We start from the raw sequence: 22292 nt of genomic DNA, 5'->3' as shown, positions 1-22292 counted from the left end.
TTAATTATGCTAAACTAAACATTCGTAATGCATTGGCTTTATATAGATTTATTTTTTATAGCTTGATTCTGTCTAAACCAGTAGCAAGATCGGCAATTAAATCATCGGGATCTTCAAGCCCTATATGAAGACGAATTAAAGTTCCTTTAAAATTAATACCAGATACAGGTCTAATTTTTGCTAGTTCTTCGGGTTGATTAGCTAAAATTAATGATTCAAACCCCCCCCATGAATAAGCCATTGAGAAATAAGTTAAGTTGTCAATAAAATCAGATAATTGCTCGTCAGTTAATCGATCTTTGAGTACAAAAGAAAATAATCCACTTGCACCTGAAAAATCACGTTTAAAAAATTCATGCCCCTTACAACTTTCTAATGCTGGGTGATTGACGGTAGCAACTTTAGGATGGTGAGCTAACCATTTTGCTACTTTTATGCCATTTTCGTGGTGTTGCTTTAATCGTATTGCTAATGTTCGCAATCCTCGTGCGGCTATATAAGCGGTATCAGCATCGCACATTTGTCCCATTAAGTAAGAACGTTCGCGTAATTTTTCCCAACAACGCTGGTTAGCAACAGCGGTGCCTATCATGGCATCAGAATGACCGATTAGGTATTTAGTACCTGCTTGTATTGAGATATCAATATCATGATCTAATGCTTTAAATAATACGCCGGCGCTCCATGTATTATCGATCATAATAATAATTTCTGGATTGGCGCTGCGAATTGCTTTAACCATTGAAGGAATATCATGAATTTCCATCGTAATGGAACTTGGTGATTCTAAAAATACGACTTTGGTATTGGGTTTAATTTGATTTGTAATATTGTGACCCACTAATGGCGTAAAGTAATCTGTTTCAACACCAAAATTTTTTAAAATTTGCTGACAAAATTCTTGAGTAGGTTCGTAAGCGGCTTCAGACACTAATATATGATCGCCAGCTTGAACAAAAGCTAAAATAGCATTAGCGACGGCAGCTGCGCCACAAGGGTATAGATAGCAACCAGCTCCACCTTCGATTTCAACCATCGCATCTTGTAGCGCAAAATGAGTTAATGTACCACGGCGTCCATAAAATAATGCACCATTAGCACGGTTTTTGGTTGCTTCTTTTTTTGTTTCAATTGAATCAAAAACCAATGATGATGCACGTTGAATAACCGAATTAACAGCGCCTTGTGTATAACGCTTTTTACGTCCTGCATGAACTAATTTTGTTGGTAATGACATAATGATACACCCTTGCTACTATTTATTAAGGTTGATATTTTTATTAATTTTGATAACAGTTAGCATAGCATGCTGTTAAAATAGTAAAAAATAAATTTTATTAATATTTTCTTGCCAATTATGCTAATTGTTCAACTTGCTTGTCTTAAGGATGCTGACATTGATTTTTCACTGTTGCCTCAAACGCTTCTTGATGAAGCGAATAATTTAAGTGGCCAACGTAAAAAACAGTTTTTAGTTTGCCGATCAATTTTGGCTCATTTGCTTAAACAATACTGTGATATTTCGATGTTACCTGTTATTAAGGTTGGAGATAATGGTCGTCCCTCTTTTTTAGAGCCACACTTACCAGATTTTAATATTAGTCATAGCCAAGATTGGGTAGCAGTTGCGATTTCTTTAGTTGGTAAGGTTGGTTTAGATATCGAAGTAGCACGTCCACGAAAAAATTATTTGAAAGTAGCTAAAAATTTTTTTGCTGATGACGAATATCAATGGATGACTAAACAAGATGATACATTAAGAGCCTTTTGGCAACTATGGACATTAAAAGAGTCTGCATTAAAGCTTTATGCTAAAGGTGTTTGGCAAATAAAATCGGTTAACGTCGATTTAAAACAGCAGATGATTATGGCACCTTTTGCACAAGAATTTTATTATCAATATCGTCAAGTGGATAATGTTCATCTGTCGGTGAACAGCAACCAACCGATCTCTAAATTAATTTTGTTGCCTTAATATAATGTTTTTCCATTATCTATTATGACACGATAATGGTTTGTTATTTATTAAACGAGATAGATATCTTGAATTCTTTTCCTATTAGTTTCGTTTAATTGATATTCCTGTGATAACCAATTGTCAATTGTACCGTGACGCGTTTTAATTGCATTCAGTGCCGCAGTTAGATACTCTTTTTTGGCGGCAAAAATTAATTTGCGTTTTTCAAACTCATCAGGCGTCATTTTATGTTGATATTGGCTTAATATATTTTCACGATAATCTGACAATAGCTGTTCTGTTAGTAAATAATCTTGCATGACAGTTTCTTCACTAACACCCAAAGCAAACAATGTTAATGCAACGCCAACACCTGTACGATCTTTACCAACAGCACAATGTTGTACCAATGGTCTACCTTGTGAGTTTAGTAGGATTGAGGAAAGTTTTTGATATGCTGTGTTATTAAATGGTAGTAGCTGGTAAAGCTTAATCATAAAATCAAATGGAGCATTTTTTTTAAGTGTTTGGTGAGCATTGCCTAGATCACTTGTTAAACTTGCGGTGATCGTATTACTTAACGGATTAGCTGGTACATTAATATAATGAGTATTTTGCCATAATTTATCTGGATTTCGCTTAATTTCATCAGGATCGCGATAGTCTAAAACGTAGTGCAGATTTAGCTGATTAGCTAAAAAAGATTGCTCTTGTTGTGTAATAAGCGAGAATGCGCCTGAGCGGTATAGTAGGCCAGATCGAATTTGACGTCCATCAATTGTTTTGATTCCACCTAAATCACGAAAATTAATCCCATTTTTTATCGGTACAACTGATGCCATAACCCATCCTTATTTATTTTTAACTTTACTTGCTATATTAACATGTTTCTGATTAGAATTAATTCATTGTTATGTTGTTTATCAATTTTTTGAGGTTTTTACTATGTCGATGTTATCTGTTTTACTAACTGATAAACCTGCACCAAAACAGTGGGGAAAAGATGCATTGCTGAGTTTTTCTAACGAGGCGATTACTATTCATTATAAACCGGAACATCGCTTAGGGGCGATTCAACGTGCAGGTCGAAAGTTAGATAACCAAGGAATAAATTCGGTTAAACTAAGCGGTGAAAATTGGGATATCGAAGCTTGTTGGCATTTTTGGTTAGGCTATCGTAATGCCAAAAAAAGTACAAAAGTAACTTGGTCAGAACTCAACACCAAAGACAAACAAGAATTGAAACATCGTATAGAAATTATTGATTGGTGTCGGGATATTATTAATGAACAAGCTGAAACATTAAGTCCTGTTGAGTTAGCCACACGAGCAGCTAAGTTAATTAGCACTTACTCATCAGCTGTGACTTACAACATCATTTCAGGTGAAGCTTTAAGAGAGCAAGGTTATATGGGCATTTATACGGTTGGAAAAGGTTCGGATCGGCCAGCGGCTTTGCTTGAACTAGATTATAACCCAACCCAAAACCCTAATTCACCGATAACAGCCTGTTTAGTTGGTAAAGGTATTACCTTTGATTCAGGAGGATATAGTTTAAAACCAAGTAATTTTATGGAGTCAATGCGCTCAGATATGGGTGGGGCTGCGTTAGTAACAAGTGCATTAGCATTAGCCATTGCGCGCGGTTTAAATCAACGTATTAAGCTTTATCTATGTTGTGCGGATAATTTAGTGAGTGGCAATGCGTTTAAGTTAGGCGATATTATTCATTACCGTAACGGTAAAACGGTTGAAGTTGATAACACTGATGCAGAAGGGCGACTAGTTTTGGCTGATGGTTTAATTTGTGCTGATAATGATCAGCCTCATTATATTATTGATTGTGCAACACTGACTGGAGCGGCTAAGATTGCGGTGGGGAATGATTATCAGTCATTACTTTCGTTTGATGATAACTTTGCTAGCCAATTGTTAGCTAGTAGCGATATTGAGCATGAAGCTTTTTGGCGATTACCATTAGCCGAGTTTCACCGTTCGCAATTTCCATCATCATTTGCTGATATAGCAAATTCAGGTATACCTAATACTGCAGGGGCAAGTACTGCTGCGGCTTTCTTATCGCATTTTATTAAAAATTATCAAAAAAATTGGTTACATATTGATTGTTCTGCAACATTCCGTAAAAGTGCCACAGCTTTATGGGCAACAGGGGCAACAGGTATTGGTGTGAGGACAATTGCTAATTTACTTAGTCAGCTTAAATAAAACAAAAAACCACTTTTTAAAAGTGGTTTTTTGTTAATAAAGTGCAATTTTAATCATTTTTAATAACAATTGCTTTTTTGATGTAAATAGGCTCAACCGGCACATTTTGATGTGGTCCCACGCGTTTAGTTGGGACACTAACAATTTTATCAACTATATCCATCCCTTTAGTTACTTTACCAAATACAGCATAACCATATTGTTCAGGTGATTTGTAATTAAGGAAATCATTGTTTACTACGTTGATAAAAAATTGACTGGTTGCGCTGTTTATTTCACTTGTTCTTGCCATTGCAATGGTGCCACGATCATTTTTTAATCCATTGTCTGCTTCATTTTTAATTGGTGGGTTATTGTCTTTGAATTTTAGTTGATCATCAGCGCCACCGCCTTGAATCATAAATCCAGGAATTACGCGGTGGAAAGTTAAATTTTCATAAAAACCACTGTTAACATAATCAAGAAAGTTTTTAGTGGTAATTGGCGCATGTTCGCTGTCTAGTTCAATCTCAATATCACCCATACTGGTTTGTAATAAGACTTGAGGAGTAGCTGAGACGACAGTTGAAAAAATTGTTAGTAATAATGTTAAAATTAATAGTTTGATTTTTTTCATATAATAAAACCTCCTTCCATTTGGATTGGCTGATTATACCGAATATTAAGCTAATTTAAATAGCAATTATGCAAAACCAGATAATTTTTTGTGCTGTATATCGTATAACTATTTAATTATATGCAATTACAAAACGGATTGGTCTATTTTATTGATGTTAACTTAATTTTATACACTAAGAAGTTATAGGTGATAAAAAATGGTTTTTTATTGCTACCTTTTTATACTGAACCATTTTTATACTTAAACATATTGTTATCGGAAACTTTTTTACAAAAAAATTTATTATGTTATGCGATGTATTTTGTGTGATATGCCTTTATTTTTATCTCATCATGGTATTTGTAGCCAATGCGTTGAAAATATACCTAAATTTAATAAGGTCTGCCATCAATGCTGTTTACCACACTCTTTATCGACTGATATATGTTATCGGTGCCGCGCAAAGAAACCTTATTGGGATGAGCTTATTGCTGTTTCTGAGTATGTTAATCCTTTAAAAAAATTGATTCATCATCTAAAGTTCTACAACAAAATTGAATTGAGTACTACATTAGCAAGATTGATGTTTTTGGCTTGGTATCAACGGCGAGAAATCGATGCGTTAATTAAGCCTGATTTGGTCACTTGTGTGCCATTACATCATTTTCGTTATTGGTCTCGTGGTTTTAATCAAGCTGAGTTATTGGCAAAACCGATTGCTAGATGGTTAAATCGTGAATTTTATCCTTATTTGTTATCTCGAAGGTCAAATGCGCAAGATCAAAAAAATTTATCTCTTACAGATCGAATCGCTAATGTTGAAAAGCTTTTTATGTGCCATCAAAATCTTTCACATAAATCGGTAATGCTTATTGATGATATCGTTACAACAGGTAATACGATTAATGCAATTAGTCAGCAACTAAAAAATTGTGGAGCAACGAGTGTTTATGTTGTTTGTTTATGCCGTACAGTATTGTAAAATCCTAAACAACCCCTATAATAACCAAGAAAGTTAGTCAACTATTATTATCAATATATTATAAATGATGTTAGGTTTGTTTATTACCTAATTACATTAAAGTGAGGGGTTATGTCTATTATCACTATTTCTGAATCAGCTCAACAGCACTTTAAAAAATTGCTTGCTAATCAACCCGATGGAACACAAATTCGAGTATTTGTTATTAACCCTGGTACTCCAAGTGCGGAATGCGGTGTTTCGTATTGCCCTGCTGATACTATAGAAGATAGCGATATAGAAGAACGGTATGCTGATTTTTCAGTTTATATTGATGAAATTAGTGCGCCATTTTTAGAAGAAGCTGTCATTGATTATGTGACTGATGAATTAGGTTCGCAGTTAACATTAAAAGCACCAAATTCAAAAATGAAAAAAGTAGCTGATGATGCACCTCTTATTGAGCGTGTTAATTACGCAATTCAAGCACAGGTCAATCCGCAATTAGCTAGCCATGGTGGGCATGTTAGTTTAGTGGAGTTAACCGAAGATAATTATGTTGTTTTACAATTTGGTGGGGGGTGTAATGGTTGTTCAATGGTCGATTATACTTTGAAAGAAGGTATTGAGAAACAATTAATGGCAGAGTTTCCTGAACTCGCCGGTGTAAAAGATATTACTGAACACCAAGCTGGAGCTCATTCTTTTTGCTAATAATGGCAGAAAATAATTTTTATTTAAATCTTGCTTATTGCTGGGATTGAGTCATAATCGGATGACGTTTGCCATTTGACATTCTGATGGGGTTTTATGAATCAAGTTAGTATTATTTCAGATCTTATCGTTTGGATTGAAAAAAATTTGGAACAACCATTATCTATTGATCATGTTGCACAAAAATCAGGTTATTCAAAGTGGCATTTACAACGTATGTTTAAAGAGGTAACTGGTCAAGTTCTTGGTACTTATATTCGACATCGTCGTTTAACTTATGCCGCGCTTGCTTTACGCATGACAAGTAAACCTATTTTAGATATTGCGATGCAATATCGTTTTGATTCTCAACAAACATTTACTCGCTCTTTTAAAAAGCAATTCAATGAAACCCCAGCAAGTTACCGACGAGGAGATATTTGGGATCCTACAGGATTAACTCCTGCTATTGAGCTTAATAAAAACCGGTTTTCATTGCCTGAGCCAAAATTTGTTAATATGCCTCAAAAAACGTTTTGGGGTATCACCTTTAAAAATAATTGCAATTTGAGTCAATTATTAGATGAAGAAAATAAACTAAGATCGCAATTTTTTCATAATTATATATCTCGTTGTGGCAATACATGTGAAAACTTGCCCGATAAAATTTATGCTTTTAGCCGTATATTGAAAAGCAAAGATAATGCTAATGAACAAGAGCTTTTTTATACAATTGCTTTAGATCAGAATAATAATTTAGAGCATATTGAGCAGATAGTTAATGAAGGAGGATTGTATCTTTGCTTTAGATATATTGGGTCTCCTGATGAGTTTGGCGATTTTATTTCACAAGTGCATTTAGCTGCTATGCCAGCATTAAAGGTACGCTTACGTTGCTCTAGTTGTGTAATTGAGATTCATCATAATCTTCGTGATGACTCTGTCGAATCGTTTAAGGATATTAAGCATATGGAGTGTGATTATTGTGTGCCGGTTGTTGCTGATAGTGACGTCAATATCCAATCAAGTTTATAGTTAATCATAGTTATAATATGATATAAAAATCTGCTATTAGATATTGACTAAATCATTTAATTATTCTAGTTTAATAAAACCTTTTCTAACCATTTTTTAAATTCTGGAGTTGCTTCTTTTAGGCTATTAGATCCTCTTGTTACTGTTGCAATACCAATTTTTAGTTGCTCTTTAAGTTGGCGTTGATTGATTGAACCATCAAGTAATGAATGTACGATTTTAACTCGAGTAATTAAAGCGTCTCGCTCATCGGCTGTCATTAGTAATTTTAATATATCCAGTGAATAACCATCGTTAAATGCTTGGTGTAATAATTCAACTGTTTGTTTCCATTCGTTAGTTTTCATTATAATCACCATTAATATTGTTTATTAAATTCATTTGAACTAAGAAAATTGACATTTTTTTGTCCTAAGATTACTTGATAAATATAATCATATACCAATACGTTTTTGACGTAATTACGTGTTTCAGTAAACGGTATACTATCGATAAATGCTACTGCATCAAGTTTTCCGTTACTCTTTTTTAGCCAGCGCTTAACATTATTTGGACCAGCATTATAAGAGGCTGAAGATAATATACGATTTTTATCATTTTGTAGATAAGCAGTGTTTAAATAGGTAGTGCCTAACTGTATATTTGTTTGAGGATCAAATAATTGTGCTGATGAAATATAAGTTACTGAATTAACATTTTTAGCTGTTTCTTTTGCTGTGGCTGGCATTAATTGCATTAACCCACTGGCGCCGACAGGTGATTTGGAAGTAGTATCAAGTGCACTTTCTTGACGAGAAATAGCTAAAGCATAAGATAACCCAATAGCTTTATCTTTTAATGCATTGTTATATAAATCTTTGTACATAATAGGTAAACGTTCTGTCCAGTTATCCCAAAGTTTGCCAGCAATGGTTGCTTGAATACTAAGATCACCCCACCCTTTTTGTAAAGCATATTGAGCTAATGGTAAGTATTCATTTTTGTTTTTTTGATTATTTAGCATATATCGCCATTCGTAATTTGATTCTGGTAGCATTCCCAAATAACGTAATTCGTTAATTCTTTTTACATAAGGTTGATTATTGTATTTGTTTTTTAACGTTGATATTTCTGATTGTGTAATCTTTGGAGATTGGTTATTGATTGAATAAGGTTGATTAAGTGTTTGTGCACTTATCATGCCATAAAACCCACGTTTGGTTGTGAGTGTTTGCAAAATTTTGTTAGCTTCACTTTTCTTATTATTATTTAATAAAACTCTAGCTTGCCAATATTGCCAGTCTTCTTTTTGTTGATCTTCTGGCGATAGTTGTGCTATCCAATAAGCGATGTCTGAGAAGTTATAGTCATCAATAGCAAGGCGGATACGCTTTTCAACTAAAGTTGTATCATGATATTTCGCTATATAGTTATCGCGCCATTTTATTTGTTCGTCAGTTGCAGAATCTTTGAAGTAACTGTTAGCCAAACTTTTTTGTAATGCTACTTGTTCTGTTTTGTTTAACGTCTGCTGTTTAACTAATTTTGGTAATAATGTTGCAGCTAAATTCATATCAGCTTTTACTAAGCGAGGGTATGATGCTAATACAATTTTTTTAGTGAAAGAGCTAGCTTTAATATTTTTTGAAAAATCTTCTAATTTTTTAGGATTATTAAGAACTGCTAGTAAATTGATTTTGGTTGTTTTGTAGTTGTCATCAAGTAAGTTAGCTAGATGCTTGGCTAATTTTAAATTATTTGTTTCAATAGCAAGTTCGATACGCAATAGTATTAAATTAGCTGTCCGTTTACCTGCTTGAGCCCAAGCGTCGAGTAATGGATCGCATGCAGAAGGAAGTTCTTTGCCTGTCATCCAAAGTGATTCAACAGTGCTAAAAGCAACCTCGTTATTTCCTTGTTGTAGTAATGCATATTGATAACGACAATTAGATAGTATGGAGTTATCTTTTGGGAATGAAATGATGGAATTCCAATCTTGGCGATTGCTTAATTCGGTTAAATAAGATTGTGTCAATGAAGCTGTTAGCGGAAAATCATTATATTGATTGACAAAATTGCTTACCATTTGTGGTGAAACGATTTTAATATTACTCTGAAAAAACTGTACAGCAGCATAAGGATATAATGGGTAATCTTTTATGGTAGAGAGCAATGTTTGCTGTTCTTCAAAGTTAAGTGATTGATATGAATTAAGCCATTTTTGATAATTTTCTCGTCCTTTTAGAGAACTATCTGCGTAAATGTTACCTGTGGACAATAGGCTAATTATCAAAAAATAACGTAATAGTAATTTCATCCTTTAACTCCCATGTGAATTTAGCTTATTAGATTAGCATATTAAGCTATGATTCGTCGATAAGAGCCATAGCTTAATTCCCACTAAAATACTCAACTAAATACTTGACTAAATAGAAAGGATATATACAATAAGCATACACACATATAAAGGAATGCTCAATGAAACTGACATCAAAAGGGCGATACGCGGTGACAGCAATGCTTGATGTTGCTTTACATGCAGATTCAGGACCGGTATCACTAGCTGATATTTCAGAACGTCAAGAAATTTCACTTTCTTATCTTGAACAATTGTTTGCTCGGTTACGAAAAAATGGTTTGGTGCGCAGTGTTAGAGGCCCTGGTGGCGGTTATATACTGAGTCGTTCTATGGATCAAATTGCTATTAGTTCAATTGTTAAAGCGGTCGATGAAACAGTACATGCGACAAAATGTCACGGGCAAGATGGATGCCAAGGTGGTGTTAGGTGCTTAACCCATACACTGTGGAATGATTTAAGTGAACGAATTGAGGACTTTTTAACTAGCATTACATTGAGTGAATTGGTCAATAATAAAGAAGTTAAAGCTGTTGCTAGTCGACAAAGTAATATACATCACGTTCAAATTAATTAATAAAAATAGAATACAGAATTTTTCATTGGGAGTAATTAATGAAACTACCTATTTATATGGATTATGCAGCGACAACGCCTGTAGATCCTAGAGTTGCAGAAAAAATGATGCAGTATTTAACGCCAGACGGTATATTTGGTAATCCAGCATCTCGTTCCCATAAATTTGGCTGGCAAGCTGAAGAAGCCGTTGATATTGCCCGTAATCAAATTGCCGATCTTATTGGTGCTGATTCACGCGAAATTGTCTTTACGTCAGGGGCAACTGAAGCTGATAATTTAGCAATTAAAGGTGCCGCTCATTTTAATCAAGCCAAAGGTAAGCACATTATTACTTGTAAAACTGAGCACAAGGCTGTGCTTGATACTTGTCGCCAACTTGAGCGAGAAGGTTATGAAGTAACTTATTTAACGCCAGAATCCGATGGGATCCTTGATCTTGATAAACTTGCAACGGCTATGCGTAGTGATACAACCGTTGTATCAATTATGCATGTCAACAATGAAACGGGTGTAATACAAGACATCGAAAAAATTGGTGAGATGTGCCGTGAAAGAGGTATTGTTTTTCATGTTGATGCAACCCAGTCTGTTGGTAAATTACCAATTGATGTAGCTAACTTAAAAGTTGATTTAATGTCATTTTCTGGTCATAAAATTTATGGGCCAAAAGGTATTGGTGGGCTTTATGTAAGGCGTAAACCGCGTGTTCGTATTGAAGCTCAAATACATGGCGGTGGTCATGAACGAGGCATGCGCTCTGGTACTTTACCTGTGCATCAAATTGTGGGCATGGGTGAAGCGTATCATATAGCTAAACAAGAGATGGTTACTGAAATGCCTCGTTTATTGGCTTTAAAAAATCGTTTATGGGATGGTTTAAAAGACATTGAAGAGGTTTATTTAAATGGTTCTTTGGAGCACAGTGTGCCAAATATCTTAAATGTGAGTTTTGCTTACATTGAAGGCGAATCGTTGATGATGGCTTTAAAAGATTTAGCTGTTTCCTCTGGTTCTGCATGCACATCTGCGAGTTTAGAGCCGTCTTATGTATTACGAGCATTAGGGCTTAATGATGAGCTGGCTCATAGTTCAATTCGATTTTCTATTGGTCGTTTTACCACAGAAGAAGAAATTGATTATGTCATTAAATTAATCAGAGAATCTATTGGGAAATTAAGGGATTTATCGCCTCTTTGGGAAATGTTTAAAGATGGCGTTGATTTAACAAAGATTAAATGGTCAGCACATTAAAATTGGGAGTAAATTATGGCATATAGTGAAAAAGTTGTTGATCATTACGAAAACCCACGTAATGTTGGTTCGTTTGATCAAAATGATCCTAATGTTGGTAGTGGTATGGTTGGCGCACCAGCGTGTGGCGATGTGATGCGTCTACAAATAAAAGTGAATGACAACGGTATTATTGAAGATGCTAAGTTTAAAACTTATGGTTGTGGTAGTGCAATTGCATCAAGTTCTTTGGTTACAGAATGGATAAAAGGTAAATCATTAGACGAAGCAGAAGCTATCAAAAATACGGATATTGCTAAAGAACTTGCTTTACCTCCGGTTAAAATTCACTGTTCAATTCTAGCGGAAGATGCAATTAAAGCTGCTATTGATGACTACAAAACCAAAAAAGGACAACGTTAATGGCAATCACATTGACTAATAGCGCAGCTGATCGTGTTCAAGCTTTTTTGGCTAATCGCGGAAAGGGTGTTGGGTTACGATTAGGTGTTAAAACATCTGGTTGTTCTGGTATGGCTTATGTTTTAGAGTTTGCCGATGTGATTAATGATGATGATAGTGTCTTTGAAGATAAACATGTCAAAGTTATCGTGGATAAAAAAAGCTTAGTTTATATTGATGGTACTGAACTTGATTTTGTTAAAGAAGGATTAAATGAAGGTTTCAAGTTTAATAATCCTAATACGAAGCACGAATGTGGCTGTGGCGAAAGCTTTAATGTGTAATTGGGCACAATAATTATGGTTAATTACTTCGAGCTATTTAGTTTGCCAGCTCAATTGCCTGTGGATGTCGCTCAACTAACAACTCATTATCAGCAATTGCAAAAGCAATATCATCCAGATAATTTTGCTGTTGGAAACGATATTGATAAAGTGGCAATTGTTCAAAAGTCAGCAATCATTAATGATGGTTATCATACGTTAAAAAATCCAATTAAAGCCGCTGAGTATTTTTTATCTCTACAAGGTTTTGACTTAGCAACTGAACAAAGTATTATTCATGATACTGATTTTTTAATGGAGCAATTTGTTTTACGTGAAAGACTTGATGATATCGAACGTAAAGATAATTTTGAATTATTAGATGATTTTTATGCTGAGATTGTTGCTTGTCAAAAGATAGTTTATAACGAATTATTACAATTTATTACTAATCAAGATTGGTCAAAAGCACTTAATCAGATCTATAAAATTCGCTATCTTGCCAGATTGATTGAACAAATCGAAAAGTTACAAGAAAAGCAATTTGATTTATAATTTAAGATAAGTAACATATCGATAGAGATAGATTAAATGGTATTATTACAGATCAGCGAACCAGGACAAACTCCACTACCACATCAGCGCCGCCTTGCTGTAGGAATTGATCTTGGTACAACTAATTCATTAGTAGCAACGGTACGAAGTGGACAAGCAGAGGTATTGCCTGATTTAGAAGGTAATCCGCTATTGCCATCCGTTGTGCATTATGGCATCGATCATGATGATAACTTTGTTATCACGATTGGAAAAAATGCCAAAGATAATGCTGTGAATGATCCGCAAAATACAGTTAGCTCTATTAAGAGATTAATGGGGCGAAGTTTATCTGATATAGATTTATCACAATTTCCTTATACTTTTTCACAAACTGAAAATGGTGTTCCTTTATTAAATTTGCCTAATGAGCAAGTAAATCCAATACAAGTTTCATCAGAAATTTTGACAGCGTTAGCTGAGCGAGCAAAAGAGAGTTTACAAGGTGAAATTGATGGTGTGGTTATTACTGTGCCAGCTTATTTTGATGATGCACAACGGCAAGCAACAAAAGATGCTGCCAAATTAGCTGGTTTGCATGTATTGCGCCTACTTAATGAACCTACAGCCGCTGCGATTGCGTACGGTTTAGATTCAGGGAAGGAAGGTATAATCGCTGTTTATGATTTAGGTGGCGGTACTTTTGATATTTCTATTTTACGCTTAAATAAAGGTGTTTTTGAGGTTCTAGCAACTAGCGGTGACTCAGCTCTTGGTGGTGATGATTTTGATCGGCTACTTGTTGACCATATAAAAGAGAAATTAGGATTAACTAATAATATAGATCCTTATATTAATCAAAAAATCAGTAGCCAAGCTACCGAAATAAAGATTTTATTAAGTGAGCAAGATTTAGCTGTATTTTCTCTGGATAATCAATCTTTGACTATTACTCGCCAGCAATTTCAACAATTAATTGAGCCATTGGTTAAACGCACTTTAGCTGTTTGTCGCCGTGCATTAAAAGATGCCGAGATTAATATGGATGAAGTAGTTGAAGTTGTTATGGTTGGCGGCTCTACTCGTGTGCCATTAGTGCGAGAATTAGTAGGGAATTATTTTAAAACTAATCCCTTGATATCTATCGATCCTGATAAAGTAGTTGCTATTGGTGCAGCTATTCAGGCCGATATTTTGGTTGGCAATAAACCCGATTCAGATATGTTATTGCTTGATGTGATCCCATTGTCGTTAGGCATTGAGATCATGGGTGAATTGGTCGAAAAAATTATTCCACGTAATAGTACAATTCCGTGTGCAAGAGCTCAAGAGTTTACAACTTTTAAAGATGGTCAAACCGCGATGATGGTTCATGTTTTACAAGGAGAACGTGAAAGTGTTGCTGATTGTCGATCTTTGGCTCGTTTTACTCTGCAAGGTATTCCAGCAATGCCTGCCGGTGGTGCGCACATTAGGGTGACTTTCCAAGTTGATGCTGATGGTTTATTAAGTGTAACAGCAATGGAAAAATCAACGGGTATTGAAGCTGCTATCCAAGTAAAACCTTCATATGGACTGACTGATAATGAAATTGCCGATATGATTCAAGATTCAATCAGTTACGCACAGCAAGATAAACAGATTCGAATACTTGCTGAACAAAAAGTTGAGGCAGCCAGAGTGCTTGAAAGCTTGCAAAGTGCTTTAGATAAAGATGCTGACTTATTAGATGAAAGTGAACTAAAACATATTTTAATTGCTAAGCATCAATTACAAGCTGTAAGTGAGTCAAATGACAGTTATGCAATTGAAAAACAAATTAAAATTGTTGATAAAGTAACACAAAGTTTTGCAACTAAGCGAATGGATAGGTCAATTCGACATGCGTTAACTGGCCATAACGTTGATGATATTTAACTAACGAGATTATTATGCCAAAAATTACTTTTTTACCGAATGCGGACCTTTGTCCAGATGGAAAAACTGTTGATGCCCAAGAAGGCGAATCCATTTTAGAAGTGGCATTGCGCAATGATATTGAAATCGAGCATGCTTGTGAAATGTCATGTGCTTGTTCAACATGCCACTGTATTGTGCGTAAGGGATTTGATTCGCTTGAAGCAAGCGATGAGCAAGAAGATGATATGTTAGATAAAGCCTGGGGAGTTGAACCGCATAGTCGTTTAAGCTGTCAAGCTCGTGTCACGAATGAAGATTTAGAGGTCGAAATCCCAAGATATAGCCTTAATCATGCCAAAGAAGATCATTAGTAAGTTATCATAATGATTATCCATTATGGGTTAATATAAAAATAACATTAAATCTGGTTATTTGATTGAAATTTGGTAATTGTAAATTAATAACCAGAAAAAGCTTCCCATCTTTAAACCCAAATATCTGTATTTATTTCTTGCCGTTAGTTAACTAACAGAGTATAATCGGCTCACTTTGTTTATTGCCTTTATGTAAGCAAATGAGAAAAAGATATAATTGTTATATAAAAAATAGCTAATTATATCAACAATACTCCCGATTTGGGGGTTACGAAAAAGAACGGATTACACTCTCCTGTCAATCGAAACAGGGTAAGAGGAGTAGTCTTTTGTTATAACTTTTAAATAATGGAGCTCTGGTCTCATGTCGAACCAAAGAATCCGTATCCGGTTAAAAGCGTTTGATCATCGTTTGATTGATCAATCAACTGCTGAAATTGTAGAAACTGCGAAGCGCACAGGTGCGCAAGTTCGTGGTCCTATTCCATTACCGACACGCAAAGAGCGTTTCACTGTATTGATTTCTCCACACGTAAATAAAGATGCGCGTGATCAGTACGAGATTCGCACTCATAAGCGTCTAGTTGATATTGTTGAGCCAACTGAAAAAACAGTTGATGCTTTAATGCGTCTAGACCTTGCTGCCGGTGTTGATGTGCAGATCAGTTTAGGTTAATCCTAAGCCTAAGCTGAATGATTGAGAGGTCGAAACAATGATTGGTTTAATCGGTCGTAAAGTAGGAATGACGCGTATCTTCACTGAAGATGGTGTTTCTATTCCTGTCACCGTAGTTGAAGTTCAAAGCAACCGCATTACTCAAGTTAAAACACTTGAGAATGATGGTTATCAAGCTATTCAGGTTACTACTGGCAACAAAAAAGCAAGCCGCGTAAACAAACCTGAAGCAGGTCATTTCGCTAAGGCTGGCGTTGAAGCTGGTCGTGGTCTATGGGAATTCCGTTTTGAAGAAGGCGAATTTTCTGTAGGTCAAAGTATTAACGTTGATATCTTCGCTGACGTTAAGAAAGTTGATGTTACTGGAACATCTAAAGGTAAAGGTTTTGCTGGCGTTACTAAACGTTGGAATTTCCGTACTCAAGATGCTACTCATGGCAACTCTTTGGCACACCGTGGTCATGGTTCTATTGGTCAAAACCAAACTCCGGGTAAAGTGTTTAAAGGTCGTAAAATGGCAGGTCACCTAGGTAATGAACGTGTAACCGTTCAAAACTTAGATATTGTACGTGTTGATGTTGAACGTAATCTTTTATTAATTAAAGGTGCAGTTCCTGGCGCAATCAATAGTGACGTAATTGTTAAACCGGCAATCAAGGCTTAACGTCGAGGAGATAGAGATGGAATTAGTAGTAAAAGACGCGAAAGCGCTTTCTGTTTCCGAAACTACCTTCGGACGTGAGTTTAATGAAGCGTTAGTTCATCAAGTAGTTGTTGCTTATGCATCTGCTGCTCGTCAAGGTTCTCGCGCACAAAAAACTCGTGCAGAAATCGCTGGTTCAGGTAAAAAACCATGGCGTCAAAAAGGTACCGGTCGTGCTCGTTCAGGTTCAATTAAGAGCCCAATCTGGCGCAGTGGTGGTGTAACATTTGCAGCAAAACCACAAGATCATAGCCAAAAAGTTAACCGTAAAATGTATCGTGGTGCATTAAAGAGTATTTTCTCTGAATTAGTGCGTCAAGAACGTTTAGTTGTGGTTGAAACATTTACTGTTGAAGCACCTAAGACTAAATTATTAACTCAGAAATTAAACGATATGAATCTTAATGATGTTCTTATTATCGCTTCTGAAGTTGATGAAAATCTTTTCTTAGCAGCACGTAACTTACATAAAGTTGATGTGCGTGATGTGGCAGGGATTGATCCAGTTAGTTTGATTGCATTTGACAAAGTGGTTATCACAGTTGATGCCGTTAAACAAGTAGAGGAGATGTTAGCATGATTCGTGAAGAGCGTCTGCTTAAAGTCCTGCGAGCACCACATGTTTCTGAAAAAGCATCTATTTCAATGGAAAAAACAAATACATTAGTATTGAAAGTTGCTAAAGATGCTACTAAGAGAGAGATTAAAGCCGCAGTTGAACAACTATTTGAAGTTAAAGTAGATGACGTTAATACACTTGTTGTTAAAGGTAAAGTTAAACGTCGTGGTCAACAAATCGGTCGCCGTAGCGACTGGAAAAAAGCTTACGTTACTTTAGCAGAAGGTCAAAATTTAGACCTTGCTGGCGTCGCTGAGTAATTCGGAGGAGTAAGAACAATGGCAGTTGTTAAGTGTAAACCTACATCTCCGGGTCGTCGCCACGTTGTTAAAGTGGTTAACCCAGAGTTGCATAAAGGTAAACCTTATGCACCGTTGCTTGATTCAAAAAGCAAAACTGGTGGTCGCAATAATAATGGTCGTATCACTACCCGTCATATTGGTGGTGGTCATAAACAACATTATCGTATTGTCGACTTTAAGCGTAATAAAGATGGTATTCCAGCAGTTGTTGAACGTTTGGAATATGATCCAAACCGTAGTGCAAATATTGCATTGGTTTTATATAAAGACGGTGAACGCCGTTATATTTTAGCGCCTAAAGGCTTAAAAGCAGGTGATCAGATCCAATCTGGTGTTGATGCAGCAATTAAAACAGGTAACTGTTTACCAATGCGCAATATTCCAGTCGGTTCTACCGTGCATAATATTGAAATGAAACCAGGTAAAGGCGGACAGCTTGCTCGTTCTGCTGGTAGTTATGTTCAAATCGTTGCGCGTGATGGTGCTTATGTAACATTACGTCTACGTTCAGGTGAAATGCGTAAAGTATTATCTGATTGTCGTGCCACTATTGGTGAAGTTGGTAATTCAGAGCATATGCTTCGCGTATTAGGTAAAGCGGGTGCAACTCGTTGGCGTGGTGTTCGTCCTACTGTTCGTGGTACAGCAATGAACCCGGTAGACCATCCACATGGTGGTGGTGAAGGTCGTAACTTTGGTAAACATCCTGTGTCTCCATGGGGTCAAAAAGCCAAAGGATTGAAAACGCGTAGCAACAAACGTACTGATAAGTATATTGTTCGCCGTCGCAATAAGAAATAATTAATATAGAGGATTAGCTATGCCACGTTCTCTCAAGAAGGGTCCTTTTATTGACCTACACTTGCTGAAGAAGGTAGAGAAAGCGGTGGAAAGCGGGGACAAGAAACCAATTCGTACTTGGTCCCGTCGTTCAACGATCTTTCCTAACATGATCGGTTTGACCATCGCTGTCCATAATGGTCGTCAGCACGTTCCAGTTTATGTTTCCGACGAAATGGTTGGTCATAAATTGGGTGAATTCGCGCCGACTCGTACTTATCGCGGCCATGCGGCTGATAAGAAAGCTAAGAAGAAATAAGTAGGAGAAAGAGATGGAAACAATTGCAAAGTACCGCCACGCTCGTTCTTCTGCACAAAAAGTTCGCTTAGTTGCAGATCTTGTTCGCGGTAAGAATGTGTCTCAGGCACTAGATATTTTAACGTACACCAATAAAAAAGCGGCTGTACTTGTTAAAAAAGTATTAGAGTCTGCTATTGCTAATGCAGAGCATAACGATGGTGCTGATATTGATGATCTAAAAGTTGCGAAGATTTTCGTAGATGAAGGCCCAACCATGAAGCGTATTATGCCTCGTGCGAAAGGTCGTGCAGATCGAATTTTGAAGCGTACGAGTCACATCACCGTGATCGTTTCAGATCGCTAGGCTGGAGAATAGCAATGGGTCAAAAAGTAAATCCAAATGGTATCCGATTAGGCATTGTCAAGCCTTGGACATCTACATGGTATTCGGGTACAAAGACATTCGCTGATAATTTAGAAAGTGATTTTAGAGTGCGTGAATTCTTAAATAAAGAATTATCTCAAGCGTCAATCTCTAAGATTGTGATCGACCGTTCAGCAGAAACTAACGTTCGTATTACTATTCACACTGCTCGTCCGGGTATCGTGATTGGTAAAAAAGGCGAGGACGTTGAAAAATTACGTAATGCCGTAGCTTCTATTGTCAATAAATATAAAGACAAAAGAGAAAAACGTGATGTTGCAGTACAAATTAATATTGCTGAAGTTCGTAAACCAGAACTTGATGCTAAATTAGTTGCTGATAGCATTACTTCTCAGTTAGAACGCCGTGTTATGTTCCGTCGTGCTATGAAACGTGCGGTTCAAAATGCAATGAAGGCGGGTGCTAAAGGTATCAAAGTCGAAGTAAGTGGTCGTTTAGGCGGTGCTGAAATTGCTCGTAGCGAATGGTATCGTGAAGGTCGTGTACCTTTACATACATTACGAGCTGATATTGACTATGGTTTATCTGAAGCATTAACTACCTATGGTATTATTGGTGTTAAAGTGTGGATCTTCAAAGGTGAGATCCTTGGTGGTATGGCTGCCGTTGAACAAGCAGAAAAACAACCTGCTGCTCAACCGAAAAAGCAGCGAAAAGGCCGAAAACAATAAGGAGCGTCGCTGATGTTACAACCAAAGCGTACAAAATTCCGTAAAGTGCACAAGGGCCGCAATCGTGGTCTTGCTGTAAGTACTGACGTTAGTTTCGGTACATTCGGTCTTAAGGCTGTAGGTCGTGGTCGTTTGACTGCGCGCCAGATCGAAGCAGCACGTCGTGCAATGACTCGTGCAGTTAAGCGTCAAGGTAAAATCTGGATTCGAGTTTTCCCTGATAAACCAATTACCGAAAAACCACTTGCAGTGCGTATGGGTAAAGGTAAGGGTAACGTTGAATACTGGGTTGCTCAGATTCAACCAGGTAAAGTCCTTTATGAAATGGACGGTGTACCGGAAGAAGTTGCTCGTGAAGCATTTGCGTTGGCAGCTGCAAAACTGCCAATTAAAACCACCTTTGTGATTAAGACGGTGATGTAAATGAAAGCAAAAGAGCTACGCGAAAAAAGCGTTGAAGAGTTAAATACTGAACTTCTTAATTTATTACGTGAGCAATTTAACTTACGTATGCAATTAGCTGGAGGTCAGTTAACACAGACTCATATGTTAAAACAAGTGCGTCGTAATATTGCACGTGTTAAAACATTATTAACTGAAAAGGCGGGTGCGTAATATGACTACTGAAGTAAAAATTCGTACTCAGCAAGGTCGTGTTATTAGCGACAAAATGGATAAATCTATTACTGTAGCTATTGAACGTAAAGTGAAGCATCCGTTATATGGTAAGTTCATTAAACGTACGACTAAATTGCATGTACATGATGAAAACAACGAGTGTGGTATTGGTGATACTGTAGAAATTAAAGAGTGTCGTCCATTATCAAAAACCAAATCTTGGACTCTTGTTCGAATCGTTGAAAAAGCAGTTATTTAATCTTTTTTTGATTAAAAACTGTACATAATATAATAAACGGCTCAACGGCCGTTTATTTTATGCTATCCATTTTATTTGAGTGGTGTTATACTATGCGCCCTCACGTAAGTGGGTTTTTGGTTGTCTATTCTTATCCATGGTAGTTGAGGTGGATGAAGGTAGATTAGACAATAATTAATTTATACGGAGCATTAAAATGATCCAAGAACAGACTAGGCTAGATGTTGCCGATAACTCTGGCGCACGTAGCGTAATGTGTATCAAGGTTCTCGGTGGATCGCACCGTCGTTATGCAGCAGTAGGCGATATCATCAAAGTTACCATTAAAGAAGCAATTCCACGTGGTAAAGTTAAAAAAGGTGATGTACTTAAAGCTGTTGTTGTGCGCACTAGAAAAGGTGTTCGTCGCCCTGATGGATCTGTCATTCGTTTCGATCGTAACGCTTGTGTTATTTTAAATAATAACAGTGAGCAACCGATTGGTACGCGTATTTTTGGACCGGTCACTCGTGAACTTCGCTCTGAGAAGTTTATGAAGATCATTTCATTAGCACCAGAAGTACTGTAAGGAGCGGGTAATGGCAGCTAAAATCCGTCGAGAAGATGAAGTTATCGTGTTAACTGGTAAAGATAAAGGTAAACGCGGTAAAGTAAAGAGTGTTTTGTCTACAGGCAAAGTGATTGTTGAAGGTATCAATTTGGTGAAAAAACACCAAAAACCAGTGCCTGCATTAAATCAAGAAGGTGGAATTGTTGAAAAAGAAGCAGCTATCAATGTTTCTAATGTGGCAATTTTCAACCCTGCTACAGGCAAAGCAGATCGCGTAGGCTTTCGTATTGAAGACGGTAAAAAAGTCCGTTTTTATAAGTCTACTAATGAATTAATCAATTAAGTAATTTGGAGTGTACGATGGCGAAACTGCATGATTACTACAAAGCACAGGTAGTAAATAAACTGCAAGAACAGTTTGGCTACAAATCTGTCATGCAAGTCCCTCGGATCGAAAAGATCACCTTGAATATGGGTGTGGGTGAAGCAATTACTGATAAGAAATTATTAGATAATGCTGTTGCAGATTTAGCAGCAATCAGTGGTCAAAAACCACTAGTCACTAAAGCACGCAAATCAGTTGCTGGTTTTAAAATCCGTCAAGGGTATCCTATTGGTTGTAAAGTCACTTTACGTGGCGAACGTATGTGGGAATTTTTTGAACGTCTAGTTTATATTGCTCTTCCTCGTACTCGAGATTTTCGTGGTTTAAGCGCAAAATCTTTTGATGGTCGTGGCAACTATAGCATGGGTGTTCGTGAGCAAATCGTTTTCCCTGAAATCGATTATGACAAAGTTGATCGTGTTCGTGGTTTAGATATTACAATCACCACTACAGCACAATCAGATGAAGAAGGCCGAGCTTTATTATCTGCCTTTAACTTCCCATTTCGTAAGTAAGGTAGGGCATAATGGCTAAACAATCAATGATTGAACGCGATAAGAAACGCGTAAAGCTAGCAGAAAAATATTTTGCAAAGCGTCAAGAATTAAAAGCGATTATCTCTGATCTTAATGCATCAGATGAAGATCGTTGGAATGCAGTGCTTAAATTGCAAACGCTTCCTCGTGATTCTAGTCCATCACGTCAACGTCGTCGTTGTCGTCAAACTGGTCGTCCTCATGGCGTCCTTCGTAAGTTTGGTTTAAGCCGTATTAAGGTTCGTGAGTCAGCCATGCGTGGTGAGATTCCTGGTCTTAAAAAGGCAAGTTGGTAATCAG

General features: G+C 36.6%; 32 protein-coding genes. 27 read left to right on the top strand and 5 right to left on the bottom strand.

What is annotated here, in order from left to right:
• Nucleotides 1–55 precede the first annotated feature (55 nt).
• Nucleotides 56–1237, bottom strand: coding sequence for a cystathionine beta-lyase (metC, locus tag A9G31_RS07025; RefSeq protein WP_065561035.1), 1182 nt, complete (start codon nt 1235–1237; stop codon nt 56–58).
• 120 nt (nt 1238–1357) lie between these two features.
• Between metC and A9G31_RS07020 the strand changes: the two genes are divergently transcribed.
• The gene (locus A9G31_RS07020) at nt 1358–1975 is read left to right on the top strand and encodes a 4'-phosphopantetheinyl transferase family protein (RefSeq protein WP_065561034.1); all 618 of its coding nucleotides are present in this window, start codon (nt 1358–1360) and stop codon (nt 1973–1975) included.
• Between the two features lie 50 nt (nt 1976–2025).
• Here A9G31_RS07020 and A9G31_RS07015 read toward each other — a convergent pair whose 3' ends face one another.
• Nucleotides 2026–2799 (bottom strand): tyrosine-protein phosphatase, encoded by a 774-nt coding sequence (locus A9G31_RS07015; RefSeq protein WP_065561033.1) that lies wholly within the window; start codon nt 2797–2799, stop codon nt 2026–2028.
• Between the two features lie 103 nt (nt 2800–2902).
• Here A9G31_RS07015 and pepB point away from each other — a divergent pair, with 103 nt between their 5' ends.
• A complete protein-coding gene (pepB, locus tag A9G31_RS07010; RefSeq protein ID WP_065561032.1) occupies nt 2903–4183 on the top strand; it encodes an aminopeptidase PepB in 1281 nt (426 codons plus the stop codon).
• A gap of 49 nt (nt 4184–4232) precedes the next feature.
• Here the strand turns inward: pepB and A9G31_RS07005 are convergent, their stop codons facing one another.
• The gene (locus tag A9G31_RS07005) at nt 4233–4799 is read right to left on the bottom strand and encodes a peptidylprolyl isomerase (protein ID WP_065561031.1); all 567 of its coding nucleotides are present in this window, start codon (nt 4797–4799) and stop codon (nt 4233–4235) included.
• Between the two features lie 313 nt (nt 4800–5112).
• On the opposite strand from A9G31_RS07005, the gene A9G31_RS07000 reads away from it, so the two are divergent.
• From A9G31_RS07000 to robA, 3 genes are all read left to right on the top strand, one after another.
• Complete coding sequence (locus A9G31_RS07000; protein WP_176700368.1) at nt 5113–5763, top strand: phosphoribosyltransferase family protein; 651 nt, start codon at nt 5113–5115, stop codon at nt 5761–5763.
• Between the two features lie 117 nt (nt 5764–5880).
• Nucleotides 5881–6456 (top strand): Fe-S biogenesis protein NfuA, encoded by a 576-nt coding sequence (gene nfuA, locus A9G31_RS06995; RefSeq protein ID WP_065561041.1) that lies wholly within the window; start codon nt 5881–5883, stop codon nt 6454–6456.
• Between the two features lie 96 nt (nt 6457–6552).
• On the top strand, nt 6553–7470 hold the full coding sequence (gene robA, locus A9G31_RS06990) for an MDR efflux pump AcrAB transcriptional activator RobA (protein ID WP_065561029.1): 918 nt from the start codon (nt 6553–6555) through the stop codon (nt 7468–7470).
• Between the two features lie 65 nt (nt 7471–7535).
• On the opposite strand, the gene trpR is transcribed toward robA, so the two are convergent.
• Both trpR and sltY read right to left on the bottom strand, forming a co-directional pair.
• Entirely contained in the window at nt 7536–7817 is a 282-nt protein-coding gene (gene trpR, locus A9G31_RS06985; protein ID WP_218056405.1) for a trp operon repressor, read from the bottom strand.
• 11 nt (nt 7818–7828) lie between these two features.
• Nucleotides 7829–9766, bottom strand: coding sequence for a murein transglycosylase (sltY, locus tag A9G31_RS06980; protein ID WP_065561027.1), 1938 nt, complete (start codon nt 9764–9766; stop codon nt 7829–7831).
• A 161-nt stretch (nt 9767–9927) separates the two neighbouring features.
• Between sltY and iscR the strand changes: the two genes are divergently transcribed.
• The 22 genes from iscR (at nt 9928) to rpsN (ending at nt 22288) form a co-directional block, all read left to right on the top strand.
• Nucleotides 9928–10383 (top strand): Fe-S cluster assembly transcriptional regulator IscR, encoded by a 456-nt coding sequence (gene iscR / locus A9G31_RS06975; protein WP_065561026.1) that lies wholly within the window; start codon nt 9928–9930, stop codon nt 10381–10383.
• 38 nt (nt 10384–10421) lie between these two features.
• Nucleotides 10422–11636, top strand: coding sequence for an IscS subfamily cysteine desulfurase (locus A9G31_RS06970; RefSeq protein WP_065561025.1), 1215 nt, complete (start codon nt 10422–10424; stop codon nt 11634–11636).
• Between the two features lie 15 nt (nt 11637–11651).
• Nucleotides 11652–12038 carry a Fe-S cluster assembly scaffold IscU gene (iscU, locus tag A9G31_RS06965; RefSeq protein WP_034911174.1) on the top strand — a complete coding sequence of 129 codons (387 nt, stop codon included), beginning with the start codon at nt 11652–11654 and terminating at the stop codon, nt 12036–12038.
• On the top strand, nt 12038–12361 hold the full coding sequence (gene iscA, locus A9G31_RS06960) for an iron-sulfur cluster assembly protein IscA (RefSeq protein WP_065561024.1): 324 nt from the start codon (nt 12038–12040) through the stop codon (nt 12359–12361). Before iscU ends, iscA begins: the two co-directional genes overlap by 1 nt.
• A gap of 15 nt (nt 12362–12376) precedes the next feature.
• A complete protein-coding gene (gene hscB / locus A9G31_RS06955; RefSeq protein WP_065561023.1) occupies nt 12377–12895 on the top strand; it encodes a Fe-S protein assembly co-chaperone HscB in 519 nt (172 codons plus the stop codon).
• Between the two features lie 36 nt (nt 12896–12931).
• Nucleotides 12932–14791 (top strand): Fe-S protein assembly chaperone HscA, encoded by a 1860-nt coding sequence (gene hscA / locus A9G31_RS06950; RefSeq protein WP_065561022.1) that lies wholly within the window; start codon nt 12932–12934, stop codon nt 14789–14791.
• Nucleotides 14792–14805: 14 nt separating this feature from the next.
• Nucleotides 14806–15144 carry an ISC system 2Fe-2S type ferredoxin gene (fdx, locus tag A9G31_RS06945; protein ID WP_065561021.1) on the top strand — a complete coding sequence of 113 codons (339 nt, stop codon included), beginning with the start codon at nt 14806–14808 and terminating at the stop codon, nt 15142–15144.
• Nucleotides 15145–15511: 367 nt separating this feature from the next.
• Nucleotides 15512–15823 carry a 30S ribosomal protein S10 gene (gene rpsJ, locus A9G31_RS06940; RefSeq protein ID WP_006120582.1) on the top strand — a complete coding sequence of 104 codons (312 nt, stop codon included), beginning with the start codon at nt 15512–15514 and terminating at the stop codon, nt 15821–15823.
• Between the two features lie 37 nt (nt 15824–15860).
• Entirely contained in the window at nt 15861–16487 is a 627-nt protein-coding gene (rplC, locus tag A9G31_RS06935) for a 50S ribosomal protein L3 (RefSeq protein WP_065561020.1), read from the top strand.
• A gap of 16 nt (nt 16488–16503) precedes the next feature.
• Nucleotides 16504–17106: a 50S ribosomal protein L4 gene (gene rplD, locus A9G31_RS06930; RefSeq protein WP_034911160.1), complete on the top strand. Its 603-nt coding sequence runs from the start codon at nt 16504–16506 to the stop codon at nt 17104–17106.
• A complete protein-coding gene (gene rplW / locus A9G31_RS06925; protein WP_034885052.1) occupies nt 17103–17405 on the top strand; it encodes a 50S ribosomal protein L23 in 303 nt (100 codons plus the stop codon). Before rplD ends, rplW begins: the two co-directional genes overlap by 4 nt.
• An 18-nt stretch (nt 17406–17423) precedes the next feature.
• Nucleotides 17424–18248, top strand: coding sequence for a 50S ribosomal protein L2 (gene rplB / locus A9G31_RS06920; RefSeq protein ID WP_065561019.1), 825 nt, complete (start codon nt 17424–17426; stop codon nt 18246–18248).
• A 19-nt stretch (nt 18249–18267) separates the two neighbouring features.
• On the top strand, nt 18268–18546 hold the full coding sequence (gene rpsS / locus A9G31_RS06915; RefSeq protein ID WP_024496505.1) for a 30S ribosomal protein S19: 279 nt from the start codon (nt 18268–18270) through the stop codon (nt 18544–18546).
• Between the two features lie 13 nt (nt 18547–18559).
• Complete coding sequence (gene rplV, locus A9G31_RS06910) at nt 18560–18892, top strand: 50S ribosomal protein L22 (protein ID WP_034947997.1); 333 nt, start codon at nt 18560–18562, stop codon at nt 18890–18892.
• 14 nt (nt 18893–18906) lie between these two features.
• Nucleotides 18907–19644 carry a 30S ribosomal protein S3 gene (gene rpsC / locus A9G31_RS06905; RefSeq protein ID WP_065561018.1) on the top strand — a complete coding sequence of 246 codons (738 nt, stop codon included), beginning with the start codon at nt 18907–18909 and terminating at the stop codon, nt 19642–19644.
• Between the two features lie 12 nt (nt 19645–19656).
• The gene (gene rplP / locus A9G31_RS06900; protein ID WP_034911153.1) at nt 19657–20067 is read left to right on the top strand and encodes a 50S ribosomal protein L16; all 411 of its coding nucleotides are present in this window, start codon (nt 19657–19659) and stop codon (nt 20065–20067) included.
• Nucleotides 20068–20259 carry a 50S ribosomal protein L29 gene (gene rpmC / locus A9G31_RS06895; RefSeq protein ID WP_034902373.1) on the top strand — a complete coding sequence of 64 codons (192 nt, stop codon included), beginning with the start codon at nt 20068–20070 and terminating at the stop codon, nt 20257–20259.
• A gap of 1 nt (nt 20260) precedes the next feature.
• Nucleotides 20261–20521: a 30S ribosomal protein S17 gene (gene rpsQ / locus A9G31_RS06890; protein WP_034911151.1), complete on the top strand. Its 261-nt coding sequence runs from the start codon at nt 20261–20263 to the stop codon at nt 20519–20521.
• A gap of 196 nt (nt 20522–20717) precedes the next feature.
• Entirely contained in the window at nt 20718–21089 is a 372-nt protein-coding gene (rplN, locus tag A9G31_RS06885) for a 50S ribosomal protein L14 (protein WP_025314392.1), read from the top strand.
• Nucleotides 21090–21099: 10 nt separating this feature from the next.
• On the top strand, nt 21100–21414 hold the full coding sequence (rplX, locus tag A9G31_RS06880; RefSeq protein WP_065561017.1) for a 50S ribosomal protein L24: 315 nt from the start codon (nt 21100–21102) through the stop codon (nt 21412–21414).
• A 17-nt stretch (nt 21415–21431) separates the two neighbouring features.
• Nucleotides 21432–21971: a 50S ribosomal protein L5 gene (rplE, locus tag A9G31_RS06875; protein ID WP_025314394.1), complete on the top strand. Its 540-nt coding sequence runs from the start codon at nt 21432–21434 to the stop codon at nt 21969–21971.
• Between the two features lie 11 nt (nt 21972–21982).
• Nucleotides 21983–22288: a 30S ribosomal protein S14 gene (gene rpsN, locus A9G31_RS06870; RefSeq protein ID WP_025314395.1), complete on the top strand. Its 306-nt coding sequence runs from the start codon at nt 21983–21985 to the stop codon at nt 22286–22288.
• Nucleotides 22289–22292: the final 4 nt, after the last annotated feature.

Source organism: Gilliamella sp. Gris1-4, assembly GCF_001690335.1.
GTDB classification, from domain to species: Bacteria; Pseudomonadota; Gammaproteobacteria; order Enterobacterales; family Orbaceae; genus Gilliamella; species Gilliamella apicola_P.
This window is presented reverse-complemented; position numbering and strand designations above follow the sequence as displayed.

Excerpts from the sequence above, each read along its gene's own strand:
- metC (WP_065561035.1), bottom strand. The coding sequence starts at position 1,237 with ATGTCATTACCAACAAAATTAGTTCATGCAGGACGTAAAAAGCGTTAT.
- A9G31_RS07020 (WP_065561034.1), top strand. The coding sequence starts at position 1,358 with ATGCTAATTGTTCAACTTGCTTGTCTTAAGGATGCTGACATTGATTTT.
- A9G31_RS07015 (WP_065561033.1), bottom strand. The coding sequence starts at position 2,799 with ATGGCATCAGTTGTACCGATAAAAAATGGGATTAATTTTCGTGATTTA.
- pepB (WP_065561032.1), top strand. The coding sequence starts at position 2,903 with ATGTCGATGTTATCTGTTTTACTAACTGATAAACCTGCACCAAAACAG.
- A9G31_RS07005 (WP_065561031.1), bottom strand. The coding sequence starts at position 4,799 with ATGAAAAAAATCAAACTATTAATTTTAACATTATTACTAACAATTTTT.
- A9G31_RS07000 (WP_176700368.1), top strand. The coding sequence starts at position 5,113 with ATGCCTTTATTTTTATCTCATCATGGTATTTGTAGCCAATGCGTTGAA.
- robA (WP_065561029.1), top strand. The coding sequence starts at position 6,553 with ATGAATCAAGTTAGTATTATTTCAGATCTTATCGTTTGGATTGAAAAA.
- trpR (WP_218056405.1), bottom strand. The coding sequence starts at position 7,817 with ATGAAAACTAACGAATGGAAACAAACAGTTGAATTATTACACCAAGCA.
- sltY (WP_065561027.1), bottom strand. The coding sequence starts at position 9,766 with ATGAAATTACTATTACGTTATTTTTTGATAATTAGCCTATTGTCCACA.
- iscR (WP_065561026.1), top strand. The coding sequence starts at position 9,928 with ATGAAACTGACATCAAAAGGGCGATACGCGGTGACAGCAATGCTTGAT.
- A9G31_RS06970 (WP_065561025.1), top strand. The coding sequence starts at position 10,422 with ATGAAACTACCTATTTATATGGATTATGCAGCGACAACGCCTGTAGAT.
- iscU (WP_034911174.1), top strand. The coding sequence starts at position 11,652 with ATGGCATATAGTGAAAAAGTTGTTGATCATTACGAAAACCCACGTAAT.
- iscA (WP_065561024.1), top strand. The coding sequence starts at position 12,038 with ATGGCAATCACATTGACTAATAGCGCAGCTGATCGTGTTCAAGCTTTT.
- hscB (WP_065561023.1), top strand. The coding sequence starts at position 12,377 with ATGGTTAATTACTTCGAGCTATTTAGTTTGCCAGCTCAATTGCCTGTG.
- hscA (WP_065561022.1), top strand. The coding sequence starts at position 12,932 with ATGGTATTATTACAGATCAGCGAACCAGGACAAACTCCACTACCACAT.
- fdx (WP_065561021.1), top strand. The coding sequence starts at position 14,806 with ATGCCAAAAATTACTTTTTTACCGAATGCGGACCTTTGTCCAGATGGA.
- rpsJ (WP_006120582.1), top strand. The coding sequence starts at position 15,512 with ATGTCGAACCAAAGAATCCGTATCCGGTTAAAAGCGTTTGATCATCGT.
- rplC (WP_065561020.1), top strand. The coding sequence starts at position 15,861 with ATGATTGGTTTAATCGGTCGTAAAGTAGGAATGACGCGTATCTTCACT.
- rplD (WP_034911160.1), top strand. The coding sequence starts at position 16,504 with ATGGAATTAGTAGTAAAAGACGCGAAAGCGCTTTCTGTTTCCGAAACT.
- rplW (WP_034885052.1), top strand. The coding sequence starts at position 17,103 with ATGATTCGTGAAGAGCGTCTGCTTAAAGTCCTGCGAGCACCACATGTT.
- rplB (WP_065561019.1), top strand. The coding sequence starts at position 17,424 with ATGGCAGTTGTTAAGTGTAAACCTACATCTCCGGGTCGTCGCCACGTT.
- rpsS (WP_024496505.1), top strand. The coding sequence starts at position 18,268 with ATGCCACGTTCTCTCAAGAAGGGTCCTTTTATTGACCTACACTTGCTG.
- rplV (WP_034947997.1), top strand. The coding sequence starts at position 18,560 with ATGGAAACAATTGCAAAGTACCGCCACGCTCGTTCTTCTGCACAAAAA.
- rpsC (WP_065561018.1), top strand. The coding sequence starts at position 18,907 with ATGGGTCAAAAAGTAAATCCAAATGGTATCCGATTAGGCATTGTCAAG.
- rplP (WP_034911153.1), top strand. The coding sequence starts at position 19,657 with ATGTTACAACCAAAGCGTACAAAATTCCGTAAAGTGCACAAGGGCCGC.
- rpmC (WP_034902373.1), top strand. The coding sequence starts at position 20,068 with ATGAAAGCAAAAGAGCTACGCGAAAAAAGCGTTGAAGAGTTAAATACT.
- rpsQ (WP_034911151.1), top strand. The coding sequence starts at position 20,261 with ATGACTACTGAAGTAAAAATTCGTACTCAGCAAGGTCGTGTTATTAGC.
- rplN (WP_025314392.1), top strand. The coding sequence starts at position 20,718 with ATGATCCAAGAACAGACTAGGCTAGATGTTGCCGATAACTCTGGCGCA.
- rplX (WP_065561017.1), top strand. The coding sequence starts at position 21,100 with ATGGCAGCTAAAATCCGTCGAGAAGATGAAGTTATCGTGTTAACTGGT.
- rplE (WP_025314394.1), top strand. The coding sequence starts at position 21,432 with ATGGCGAAACTGCATGATTACTACAAAGCACAGGTAGTAAATAAACTG.
- rpsN (WP_025314395.1), top strand. The coding sequence starts at position 21,983 with ATGGCTAAACAATCAATGATTGAACGCGATAAGAAACGCGTAAAGCTA.